Raw genomic sequence first — 12,130 nt, 5'->3', positions numbered from 1 at the left:
GGCTTCTCAGTCTTCCGCCGGGAGGAAGGAGGCGATGAATGGGGCCGCCCAGTTGCCTCCTACAAAGAAGGAGAGGGGCGATTTAAGCCGTTCATCCGTGTTTTCCGGCGCAGCAAGCGTGCCATAAAGCGCAAGCCCGCGGCCGGCAAGCGGAACGAAACCATTTATCCCGATGGTGTAAGGGCCCGACTTCGCCTCGGCGTCATTGATCTGCATCACGCCTTTGCTGACCGTCGCCTTCATCTTGATGCTCTCCGTTCGCAGCATCCCTTCTTCCAGCGCTGCCATTGGAAAGAAGTTGCCTGCTTCGCTGCGGGTCAGGAAAGCATCGATACTGAGCCCCGGTACGCTGCCGGCGCCGAGATTTGCCGAAACACTCCCGTCCGCCGATTGCAGCACCGTTTCGATGCGCTGCCCGGTGCCTTTCAGTATCAGGGAGAAATCGCCGGTGGCCTGGGGCATGAGCCTTTGATAGCCGAATGCAGCGGCCATTTCGCCGATATTGATCTCCTCGCCTGTCATGCTGATGTCGACGTTATCTCCGTTGCTTCGGCGCAGGCCAAACTGCAATGTGCCGCCAAAGGCGCTGGCATCGGAAATATCGAATGCCGCAAGGTCCTCGCGCACCATCGCCGCTGCCGCGACATCAGTCAGGACCGCATTGTCATATGTGGCGGAAGCCGCTGAAACACGAAGGTCAAAATCAAGCTCGGTCTGCGCTCCGGGTTCTTTCTGTTCCTCATTGCCGGTAGAAAGCGGATTGAAAGCATCCAGCAAGGCACGCAGATTAAGGGTATCGAATGCAAGGGTGCCCGCAACGGTAGGGCGGCTTGAATCGAAGGTTACGTCGAGAAGACCTTCCGCGGCGCTCTTATCGAGTGTGAGCGCGGCTTGTTCGAATTTCAGGCGTTTTGGATTGCCGAGCATTCTCGCAGAGATGGAAAACGGTCCGATCCTGCTGGCCAGCGGCATGCGCGAGTGGGTCCACTCGACGAGCCGGCTGAGGGAGGGCGCCGATAGTGTAAAATCCCCGTCTACAAAACCGTTTTCCGAACGGCTCGCCATCCCCTCGAAAGAGAGATTGGCTGGCGGCGCTTTAAGCGAAAGACTGACGGCTGTATTGCCGCCGCCGAAAAGGATTAACGGCTCGGCAATGGAGGCGGTGAGCGAAATGCTTTCTCCGTGCCAGATACCTGTGGCGGAAAGCGACGCCTGGCGATTGAGCGCAGGCCAGTCGAGCGTGCCCGAAAAGCTGGTGACTATATCGCTCTGGTTCTGTCCGTCTTCCGCGACAATGCGGCCCTCCTCGAACTCGATCTTGCCGAAGGAGTCATTTGGGAGGAAGGCGGTGTCGGGATTGCGTGGGGCGGCGGAAACTGCCTGCTTGGCGGCTTCTACGGATTGGGGGACCTTGCCCCATCCCTGCGGGGAAATGGGCTGTAGCTCGTCCCCCCGCTGCCTGACACGTAGCACCGGGCGGATCAGCCGCATGCGGGTGAACACGATATCGCCGCGCAGCGCGGCGAGGGCCGAAAGATCTATGTCGATCCGCTCGGCATCGAGCACGGTCTGGCCGTTGCTTCCCTCTGAATCCAGCAAGGTGACGTCGTGGAGCACGGCCTGAAGCGGCCAGACATTGATTTCCGGTGTCTCGTCCAGCCTTACGTGATAGCCGCTCCACGCGCTCATCTGGTAGGCGATGCTGTTCCGCACGATCCGGGTTGAGGCGATTAAAGGAAGCACTGCCACAACCAATACGATGAGGAGCACTACCGTGCCGACAGCCCAGCTACCTTTCTTCGCCAGCGATATCGGCATACATCCTCGCCGTAATTCCCAACTTTGACCGAACCGTTCCTCGCGGTTTAAACGATGGGGTTCCCAATTCAAACCCTTCTAACACAGTTTGTTAGAGGCTGTTAGGGACCTGCGATCTGGGGTGGCAAGCCTGAAGGCTATCCCTGCTTGCTCGTTTGGGTGAGTCGTTGCATAAGCGGCGAGTTTGATGGAGCACGAAACATGAAGCAAGCAATGCCGCTTTGGATCCCATCGGCCGAGCAGATCGAAAAGGCGCCGATGACCGCCTTCATTCGAGAGGCAGTTCACCGGACGGGCCGGTCTATCGATGGTCATGCCGCGCTTCATCGCTGGTCCGTCGATCACCGGGAAGAGTTCTGGCAACTCGTGTGGGATTTCTGCGGCATCATCGGCGAGCGCGGAGAGCGCGTGCTTATCGATGGCGACAAGATGCCCGGGGCCGCCTATTTCCCCGACGCTAAGCTGAATTTCGCTGAGAACCTGCTTTGGAAGTCCGGCAATGGCGATGCGATAGTCTTCCGCGGAGAAGACAAGGTGGAGCGGCGGATCTCGTGGCATGAGTTGAAGGCGCTCGTTTCTCGCTTGCAGCAGCTCTTCAAGGCGGAGGGTGTAAAGGCAGGTGACCGCATCGCCGGAATGATGCCGAATATGCCCGAAACTGTTGCAGCCATGCTTGCGGCCGCATCGCTCGGCGCGGTTTGGTCCTCCTGCTCGCCGGATTTCGGCGTGCGCGGCGTGCTCGACCGCTTCGGTCAGATCGAGCCTGTGCTCTTCATCGCGCCGGACGGCTATTGGTATGGCGGAAAAGCTTTCGACGTGGGCCAAAAGACGGCCGAGATTCTTTCGGCGCTGCCGAGCGTGAGGAAAGCTTTGATCGTCGACTATCTGGGCAGCGCGCGGAATGCTGCATCCGGCATCGAGCGTGCGGTTGCGCTGGATGATGCAATTGCTCCATTCTCGGCGGGGCCGCTCACCTATGAGCGGCTGCCCTTTGCGCACCCGCTCTATATCCTCTTTTCCTCGGGCACTACGGGCATCCCCAAATGCATCGTCCACTCGGCCGGCGGAACGCTGCTCCAACATGTGAAGGAGCATCGTTTGCATGCCGGGCTCGCAGATGGAGACCGCTTCTTCTATTTCACGACCTGCGGGTGGATGATGTGGAACTGGCTGGTCACCGGGCTTGCTTCGGGTGCAACGCTTTTGCTCTACGACGGCTCTCCCTTTTATCCGGACGGAAACATACTCTTCGATTTCGCGGCCGGCGAGCGGATGACCTATTTCGGTACGTCGGCAAAGTTCATCGACGCGGTACGCAAGGCCGGACTTGAGCCGGCGAGAACGCATGATCTTTCAAGCATACGCGTGATTTCCTCGACAGGTTCGCCGCTTTCGCCGGAATGCTTCGAGTTCGTTTATCATTCGATCAAGAAGGACGTGCATCTGGCTTCGATCTCCGGGGGGACCGATATCGTGTCCTGTTTCGTACTGGGGATCCCCCTGCTTCCCGTCTGGAGCGGTGAGATACAGGGGCCCGGTCTTGGCATGGCCATTGAAGTCTGGGACGACCAGGGCCATCCGCTGGAGAGCGGGAAAGGGGAGTTGGTCTGCACGAAGGCGTTCCCCTCCATGCCGATCGCCTTCTGGAACGATCCGTCGGGCGAGAAATACCGATCCGCCTATTTCGACCGATTCGAGAATATCTGGTGCCATGGCGATTTCGCCGAATGGACGCCGCATGGAGGTATCGTCATTCACGGCCGCTCCGACGCCACGCTTAATCCCGGCGGCGTGCGCATCGGCACGGCGGAGATTTACAATCAGGTCGAGCAGCTTCCGGAAATATTGGAGGCAATCTGTATCGGCCAGGATTGGGACGGCGACGTGCGCGTGGTCCTGTTCGTGCGGCTTGCCGAGGGTTTGATGCTCGATGAGGCCCTGCAAAAGAAAATCCGGGATCGCATCAGAACAGGCGCAAGCCCGCGCCATGTGCCGGCCAAGATCGTGGCGGTGAAGGATATTCCGCGCACGAAATCCGGCAAGATCACCGAGCTTGCCGTGCGCGACGTGGTGCATGGACGCGAGGTGAAGAACAAGGAGGCGCTCGCAAATCCGGAGGCTTTGGAACTCTACCGCGAGCTTCCTGAGCTTAAGGATTGAGGCGTCTTACGTGCGAGCTTACCGCTCTACCAAGGTTGATGGAGCGTTGCGCGGGACTTTACCGTAATCCGACGGCGAACCACGCAGTTGCAATTTAACTTTGTCGGGTAAGCTTCTGTTAAGGGTTGGCACCAATAGTCCGAGCCAACTTGACGGATCGGCCCCGAAACGCGGAAAAGATCTCGGCAAGCCCGTTTTTTAAGCACCGCTTTTTAGGCGCCCTCCGGGGGCGCCTTTTTCTTATGCCTCGCGGTCGCGCATTAGCGCGCCGGAGAGCAGGATGACCGGTGCGATGGAAGTCGCAATGATAACAAGAGCAGCCATTGCGCCATCCTCGACCACGCCGCGCGAAGCGTTCTCATATACGAAGGTGGCAAGCGTGTTGAAGCCGAAGGGGCGAAGGAGGATCGTTGCCGAGAGCTCCTTCACCGTATCCACGAAGACGAGGATCCCGGCCGTCAGGATGGCCGGTTTCAGGAGCGGCAGAAGCACCGACAGGGCGCTCCACGCTGCGGATCGACCGAGGCTTCGTGCAGCTTCGTCGAGATGTGACGGCAGTTTCTCAAGACCTGCCTGTATGGCTCCTTCCGCGAGGGCCAGGAAACGGATGGCGCAGGCAAGCACCACGGCTGCCGCCGACCCGGTGAAGATAAGGCCCGTGGAAAAGCCCGCATATTCGCGCGCCAGCGCATCGACCAAGTTGTCGAACCGGGCGAGGGAAATCAGGAGTCCCAGCGCCAGAATAGTTCCGGGCAATCCATAGCCGACGCTGGCGATACGCACGAGCAGCGCCATGGACCGCGAGCGGGCAAGCCTGGCCGCGTAGAGCAGCATCAGCGAGATGGCCACGGTGAGGATCGCCGTTGCAAGGGCCGTTAAAAGGCTGGTGAGAAACGCCTCGGCGAGCTTCGGGTCCGTCAGCTGGTCAAGCCGGTTGAGCGCATATCGGCCAAATACGAGGAAGGGGATTCCGAATCCCGATATGATGGGAAGAAGACCGAGGAAGGTCGCAACCGGCGCGCGCCATCCGCGAAGCTGGATCCGCGACGGTCGCGATTTCATCTGTGTCGCGCGCGGTGCATGGAAGCGCTGGTTGGTTCGCGCCATCCGTTCGGCTGCAAGCAGCGCGATGACGAGAAGTAGCATCACCAGTGCGATCTGCGCCGCGCCCACGAGGCTGCCGCGGTTGAGCCAGGTCGAGTAGACCGAAAGCGTAAGGGTGCGCACTCCCAGATGCTCGACCGCGCCGATATCGTTGATCGTCTCCATGAGCACAAGCGCGATGCCGGCCGCGATTGCCGGCCGTGCCACGGGAAGGAGAACGCGCCAGAAGACGCGGGCCGGAGCGGCACCCAGCGTGCGCGCCACATCGGCGATGTTTCGCCCCTGCATGAGGAAAATGACGCGCGCGGTAAGATAGACATAAGGGAAGGTCACCGAGGTCATGACCAGGGCGGCGCCGCCCGTGGACCGGATTTCCGGAAACCAGTATTCACTGCGGCTTTGGAAACCGAATATCGCCCGTATCATGCTCTGCAGCGGGCCGACATAGTCGAAGAACTCGGCGAACGCATAGGCTGCGAGATAGGGAGGAACGGCGAGCGGAAGCACAAGCGCCCAGGCAAGGACGCGGCGCAAGGGGAAGTCGTAGGCCACCACCAGCCATGCGCAGCCCACACCGATGAAGCCGGTCCCCAAGGCCACGAGCGCAAGGAGCACAGATGTGGTAATGGAAGCTTGCGGAAGAACATACCGCCCCAGGTGCGACCAGTCCGCTCCTCCCCCGGATAAAGCCACTGCGACAACCGTGAGGATCGGCAGGAGCACGATTGCCGCCGTGACAAGCGCGGCGATGAGGGCCACCGGATGGCGCGGCCGCCTGCACCCGCGCGCCAACGCGTCGGGGTCTGAGATCGGTTCCCTGAAGGTGTAGCTGACCATGGTCTAACAGAAAGCCGGGCCGATACGCATCGGCCCGGCTCTCAAATGAACCGAATGGGATTAGCTTGCGGGGCCATCATCGAGGCCGACACGGTCGACCATTTCCGAAGCGGCCTGGCGATATTTTGCGATCTCCGCCAGCGAAAGCGAGTCCGGCTTTATTTCACCGAAGGATGCCACGATCTCGGAGGTCGGAACACCGGGCATGACGGGGTATTCGTTGTTCTTCTCGGCGTAGAGCTTTTGCGCTTCGTGTCCGGAGAGGAATTCCATCAGCTTCAGCGCGTTTTCCTTGTTCGGCGAGTACTTCGCCAGCGCCATGCCGGAGATGTTGACATGGGTGCCGCGGTCAGTGGTGTTGGGGAACAGCACCTTGATCGCGTTCGCCCATTCTTTCTGCTCCGGCTCCTTTTCATTGGTCATCATGAGGCCGACATAATAGGTATTGCCGATCCCGATGTCGCATTCGCCGGCATAGATCGCCTGGGCCTGGTCACGGTCGCCGCCATTCGGCTTGCGTGCCAGATTGGCCTTCACGCCCTTGAGCCACTCCTCAGCCTTCTCTTCACCGTGATGAGCGATCATCGAAGCGATCAGCGCTATGTTGTACATATGCTGGCCGCTGCGCATGCAGATCTTGCCCTTCCACTTAGGATCGGCAAGCTCCTCATACGTAATCTCGTCCTGTTGGACTCGCTCTTTCGACGCGTAAATAACGCGTCCGCGCGTGGTCAGTCCGAACCAGTGCCCTTCAGGGTCCCGGAATTCCGCCGGGATATTGGCGTTGATGACTTCGTCGTCGACTGGCTGGGTGACGCCCTTTTCCTTCACATTGACGAGCCTGCCGATATCGACGGTCAGCACCACATCGGCCGGAGAGTTCTGCCCTTCGGCGGCAATACGGTCCTCAAGTCCCTGATTGAGAAACAGCACCTCCGTTGCGATACCCGTCTCTTCGGTAAAGGCATCGAGCAGCGGCTGGATCAGTCCCGGCTCCCGATAGGTATAAACATTAACCACACCATCCGCCTGTGCGGCGGAAGGCAGGAGGGAAGTTCCGGCCATCAGAGCCAAGGCGGCTAGGCCCATCTTCAACTTGAGGGAATGCATCGTCTTTCTTCTTTCTCTGCTTCACTGGGGGCAAGGCCCAGGAGTGATAAAGCCACAGGCGGCGCGAACTTGTAATGATGGCAAAGTCCGCCCCCGTCAAGAAATTATTTAGTAAAAACAGAAGTTTAGAATTATTCTAAACTATAGTAGTCAAGTTTTAGGAAGTTCCCCTTTTACTCCGCGAGCACGCGTGTTGGGGGGAATATAATTTCCACGAGCGTGCCTTCGCCGGGCGTGGACGCGATTGAAAACTGCGCTCTGTTCGCCTCGACCATGGCGCGGGTGAGCGGCAGGCCGAGGCCCGTTCCGTCCCCCCGCTTACGCCGCAAAGCATTGATTTGCCTGAATGGCTTTAGTGCCTCGTCTAGTTCGGCAGAACTCATGCCCACACCGGTATCACGCACGCGCAGGACGACGGAGCCATCCCGTTCATAGACGGTGGAGACAACCACTTGCCCGCCGGCCGGCGTATAGCGCACCGCGTTGGAGAGCAGATTAATAGCGATCTGGCGCACGCTCCTCAAATCCGCCACCACATCCGGCAGGCGGGAGGCCAAAGACGAGCGGATGATCACACGCTCGCGATTGGCCTGCGGCTGCATCATGGCAATCACCTGGGCGAGGGTGTCGTTCAGCGGTACAGCCTCATGAGCCATCTCCTGCTGACCTGCCTCAATCTTGGAGATGTCGAGGAGATCGTTGACGAGATCGAGCACGTGGTTTCCTGAACGGTTGATATCGCGCAGGTAGTCGCGATAGCGGTCATTGCCGATCGGACCGAATTTCTCATCGATCATCAATTCGGAAAAGCCGATGATGGCATTGAGGGGGGTGCGGATTTCATGGCTTACGCGGGCGAGAAACTCGCTTTTTTGAGATGAAGCGCGCTCGGCCTGCGCCCGTGCCTGGGTCAGGTCCTCCTCCGCACGTTTCCAATGGGTTATGTCTCGCAGCACCGCGCAATAGCCGCTACCATTCGGCAGCCGTCCGATCGTCATGAAAAGCGGGATGAAACGTCCTTGCGATTCACGCCCGATCACCTGCCGGCCGTCATTCAGCACGCTTGCGACGCCGTTGTCGGAGAGCCCGGCAAGGTAATCCTGCACGGTACGCTGGCTTTCGATCGCGAAGAGGGAAGAGAACGGCTTCCCGGTGACATTCTCCGCGTCAAAGCCGAAAAGCGCCTCCGCCGGCCGATTGATGGATCGGATGGTGCCGTCATTGCCGATCACCGCAATGCCGTCTGTCGCCGTGTCGACGATGGCGCGCATTTCCGAAAGCCGCGCCTCAAGCTCTGCAGCCTTCGCCGCTTCCTCCGGTGTCGGTTCGGCCTGCATAGCCGGATGCAAGGCAAGCATGAGTGCTTTTCGGCCGTCCCAGGCAACGGATTGAAGATGCGCCTCAACGGGTCTGTCCGTGCCGTCCGCCATGCGCAGCAGAAGCGTTTTCTTGGGAGAATTGCCCGCAGCCGGTTCCTCGAACAGCGCCCCAAGACCGCCGGCCGATTCGAGCTCGGCGAGATCGGCATAGCCGGTCAGCCTGTAAAATTCACGGTTGGCGTAGTGCAGCCGATCGCCGGAATGAATGAGCACGGGAAGAGGCAGATGGGCGAGGATCGTTTCCGCCTCCGTCTGCTTGCGCTCCGCCTCGGGGCGATGAAATGCGGAAGGCAGATAGGCGATTTGCGACCTGCGTTGGGGTACCGTTTCGTCCGGTTCGGCCGCTGGTCCTTGTTCCTTCGATCCGCTCGCCGCTTGCTGGAGGCTGTCTTCCGTCTCCTCGGGCTCACGATATGTTTGCTCTTCTTCCTGCTCGAAGTGAGCTTCGGTATCAGGAACAGGATCCGATGCCTCGCCCCCGGCTGCCTTTGATTGCCGCGGCGCATCTGCTTCGAGCTCTGGCCGCACCTCCTCACCCTGGCCGCCAGGCGCGGCTTCAAGCTGGAGGTCTGGGTTTTCTTTATCTTCTAAGCTGGCGTTTTTCAGATCGTCCTGATCAACCTGATCAGCCTGATCGGCGGGGGATTGCAGCTCTTCAATATCGTGTCGCGAGCCGTCAGCTTCGACCATTGCGGTCGGCTGGCTCACATTCTCGTTGGCAGGGTTTTCAAAGACCTCTTCCTCTGCCCCGTCATCAAGCTCGCCATTTCCCTGGGCGAGGGGCCCTTCTTCCGCCAAGGTGGTCGAGTTTGGTAGCTCGTCCTGCGTGCTTTCCACCGCCCGGCCGTTCAGCGGGCGGTCTGCACTTTTTTTCCCTTCCTTGTCTTCCGCATCCAGCCGACCTTCGCTGGCTCGCCGCAATCTCTCGCCAATCTCGCGGAATGTCGTGCGCTCACTCGCCGAAAGACTGCCGTCCCAAGTACTCTCCCGATGTTCGGCGAGGCGGACAATTTTAGGCTCGGACTGCGGTTCGGCGGCCCTGCCGCTGGCTGGTTTTTCTCCTTGGAACGGATCAGCTTTAACCGGGTCGCTGGTGGCGGATTTATCTTGGTCAACGGAGAAATCAGAGGGGCGGTGCGGTTCCTGCTCTTCGGAAACGGGGGTTGTGGCGTGTGTATTCCCTCGGCTCGATGGCGCGAGCACCGTTCCGATCGCTTCAGGATCGAGCTCCGCTTCACCCAGTCGAGCAATGCCAAAACCACGGAAGCCTTCGAAAACGCGTCCGCGGCCATAGATCGGCAGCGCCGCGAGATCCACGGGCACTTTGAGGTTGGTGCCCTCCAGCGGCCACATGACGGTGCGCCCGGACCATGTATCCCGTCGATCCAGCAGTCGGCTGATCGAGCCGTCGGCATCAAGGCCGAACGCGTTGGAAACCTCCCGGAACGTTCGGCCGATCACATCCGTCGCGTTCCTGCCCATCGCCTGGGCGAATTCGTCCGAAATCGAGCTGAAACGTCCTTGAGCATCCGTGCGCCAGGAAAAGCGGACCGTGCGCGAAGCGGTTCTTTCGTCCGGCTCGTGTGGCCTTGAAGTGTGGTCCTGCGGCGCAAGCGGCTTCTCTCGCCCGGCCGAACCCTCGTGAGCGGCGCTGCCGGCCTCAAGAGCTTCTTTCTCGGGCGCCGCGACACGGATTGACGCCGCAGGCGCGATGTTCTCAGAAACACCGTCCTCCACGATGAGGAGAAGATGCCGAGCGGGATCGTCCGTAAGGCGGGCGATCCCGGCAGGGAGATGAGTCCTGGCGGGTATCCGCGTCTTTACGAGCCGCGTCTTCTCTTCTCCCACGTCCTGAACGAGACGCAAGAGCGTTTCCGGTTCGATGCCCAGCTGATCGAAGCCGGTGGAAGCGGCCGAGACCGTGCCATCGGCCTCGACAAAAGCGGCGAAGTGGCCCGGTTCGCTGAAACCGGCGACCGCGCGATGGGTAGGCGCTTCGTCCGAAGAGGTCAGGGGAAGAGCAAGCAGGAGCGCTTCCTCACCGCCAGGAAGCGCGATCGCGCTCGCTTGCACCGAGACAATCCGGCTTTTCAGGCCGCTCGTCACCCTAAGCGCGATCGCTCGGTCGCGTCCGATATTTGGGAAGCCGGGGGTGGCACTGATTTGCCGCAGGGCCGTGGCGGGTAAGCGTGACCTCTCGCCAATAGCGGCCTCGATATCGGGAAAACCGAGCCAAGCGGCGCCTGCTCCGTTAGCCCAGAGAATTTCATCAAGGCTCGCCGACAGCACCGCTAACGCGTCACCGGCGGCGAACCGCTCGCGCACTTCATCAAGAACGACTATGTCGAGAAATGAATAGGATTTGGACGCCATTCAGCCCGACCATCAACACGCGAGTTTCAAGTTAACCACTTGTTAATAAGAGCACGATCAGGCGCCGTCCACAAACCTTCTCGGGACGTGCACCGCGAAATCGCAGTTTGGTTAATTGAAAGCGTCGTAATTGTGCACTGCAACAAAAATATTGCAACGCACAAGTTTTGCGCTATATTGAGCTTAGATTTGAAGGATGCCGGCGGGCAGGCTGGCGAACCCGAAGGGATGATCAGCATGAGCAAGACCACCAGCAATAAAGGGCCGGAATTCTCCGCATTCGACCCCTCGACGGCCACGGAACAGCTTCGCAGTTTCACCGAAAAGACGGCGGATCAGGCGAAGGAAACATACGAGCGAATGAAAATGAGCGCTGAAGATGCACGCAAGGCCTTCGAGGCCTCTTTTGATACCGTGAAAAACGTGAGCGACGAGATATTGCTCAAATCCGTCGCTGCTGTACGCGCGGGGACGGAGGCTAATCTTGCCCAGGTCGAGGCTCTGGTGGCTGCCAAGAGCTTCTCCGATATGATGGAGCTGCAGAGTTCGTTTCTGCGCAAGCAGATGGAACTCGCGCTGGACCAGACACGCGAGTTCCAGACCCTTACACAGAAGGCCGCCGTCGAATTGACGAAGCCGGTGAAGGACGCTTTCGAGAAGGCGATCAAGCAGGCAGCGTGAGGCGAAGCGTCGCGCTGTAATTTCGAATAGCGGATTCTATATGTGTTCCGTTCGTTAGAACATGGGGTCGGTACTCCCTCCTCCCTCCGATCCCTTAGAAAAAGACCGGGGTTCCTCCCCCCGGTCTTTTTCTTTGCGCTTGTTGTCGATCAGGCAGCATCCGCTCTTGAAAACACTCGGATTTGCCCGTAAGGACGCGGGGAAAGACGTCGACGGCGCGCGGTTGTAGCTCAGTTGGTTAGAGCGCAGGATTGTGGCTCCTGAGGTCGGTGGTTCGAATCCACCCAACCGTACCATCTCCTTACCCTCCCTGATCGCCCAGCCTATTGACAAGCGCCGCGCCGCGGCCGATCTGGAAAGCTTGGATTTGCGGGCTTCATGTCCGGATTCGCCTCAACCGCGCGACCTGGGTTGGGCGACCTGCTCTAGGCGGCAGACAACGACGTTGAGGATTGTCACTCTGCTCAATGAGAATCGAAGTGCTCGCAAAGAACGCTTCATCGTAGCGAGAATCTGGCGGGTCTCCTAGTCCGAAATAGAAAATGCGGCGTCGGGACCACAGTCGTTCCCGGCCGGGCCAGAAGTCTAGCTTATCCATATTTGCAATATTCTCTATGCAAAGACTGAGCCTTCCACATTGGGTGCCATGCTTATTCTAATGGCGCGGG

The 12,130-nt window shown here is 59.5% G+C and carries 6 protein-coding genes and 1 tRNA gene; 3 read left to right on the top strand and 4 right to left on the bottom strand.

Annotation, left to right across the window (positions count from 1 at the left end; genetic code table 11):
* Positions 1–6: 6 nt before the first annotated feature.
* Entirely contained in the window at positions 7–1,818 is a 1,812-nt protein-coding gene (locus GNP00_RS06805; protein ID WP_011579515.1) for an AsmA family protein, read from the bottom strand.
* Positions 1,819–2,019: 201 nt separating this feature from the next.
* Between GNP00_RS06805 and GNP00_RS06800 the strand changes: the two genes are divergently transcribed.
* A complete protein-coding gene (locus GNP00_RS06800) occupies positions 2,020–3,978 on the top strand; it encodes an acetoacetate--CoA ligase (protein WP_011579516.1) in 1,959 nt (652 codons plus the stop codon).
* A 240-nt stretch (positions 3,979–4,218) separates the two neighbouring features.
* On the opposite strand, the gene GNP00_RS06795 is transcribed toward GNP00_RS06800, so the two are convergent.
* From GNP00_RS06795 to GNP00_RS06785, 3 genes are all read right to left on the bottom strand, one after another.
* Entirely contained in the window at positions 4,219–5,919 is a 1,701-nt protein-coding gene (locus GNP00_RS06795) for an ABC transporter permease (protein ID WP_011579517.1), read from the bottom strand.
* A gap of 60 nt (positions 5,920–5,979) precedes the next feature.
* A complete protein-coding gene (locus GNP00_RS06790) occupies positions 5,980–7,008 on the bottom strand; it encodes a Fe(3+) ABC transporter substrate-binding protein (protein WP_041544978.1) in 1,029 nt (342 codons plus the stop codon).
* A gap of 194 nt (positions 7,009–7,202) precedes the next feature.
* Positions 7,203–10,781: a PAS domain S-box protein gene (locus GNP00_RS06785; protein WP_011579519.1), complete on the bottom strand. Its 3,579-nt coding sequence runs from the start codon at positions 10,779–10,781 to the stop codon at positions 7,203–7,205.
* Between the two features lie 87 nt (positions 10,782–10,868).
* Between GNP00_RS06785 and GNP00_RS06780 the strand changes: the two genes are divergently transcribed.
* Together GNP00_RS06780 and GNP00_RS06775 are read left to right on the top strand one after the other, a co-directional pair.
* Positions 10,869–11,462, top strand: a complete 594-nt coding sequence (locus GNP00_RS06780; protein ID WP_343034341.1) for a phasin — start codon at positions 10,869–10,871, stop codon at positions 11,460–11,462.
* Positions 11,463–11,681: 219 nt separating this feature from the next.
* Positions 11,682–11,758, top strand: a tRNA-His gene (locus GNP00_RS06775).
* Positions 11,759–12,130 lie beyond the last annotated feature (372 nt).

Source organism: Chelativorans multitrophicus (assembly GCF_011317445.1).
Classification (GTDB): Bacteria; Pseudomonadota; Alphaproteobacteria; order Rhizobiales; family Rhizobiaceae; genus Chelativorans; species Chelativorans multitrophicus.
The sequence above is the reverse complement of the archived record's forward strand: the minus strand, read 5'-3'. Positions and strand labels throughout refer to the sequence as shown.

Bases quoted from the DNA above. Each gene is read 5' to 3' on its own strand.
- GNP00_RS06805 (WP_011579515.1), bottom strand. From the start codon at position 1,818: ATGCCGATATCGCTGGCGAAGAAAGGTAGCTGGGCTGTCGGCACGGTA.
- GNP00_RS06800 (WP_011579516.1), top strand. From the start codon at position 2,020: ATGAAGCAAGCAATGCCGCTTTGGATCCCATCGGCCGAGCAGATCGAA.
- GNP00_RS06795 (WP_011579517.1), bottom strand. From the start codon at position 5,919: ATGGTCAGCTACACCTTCAGGGAACCGATCTCAGACCCCGACGCGTTG.
- GNP00_RS06790 (WP_041544978.1), bottom strand. From the start codon at position 7,008: ATGGGCCTAGCCGCCTTGGCTCTGATGGCCGGAACTTCCCTCCTGCCT.
- GNP00_RS06785 (WP_011579519.1), bottom strand. From the start codon at position 10,781: ATGGCGTCCAAATCCTATTCATTTCTCGACATAGTCGTTCTTGATGAA.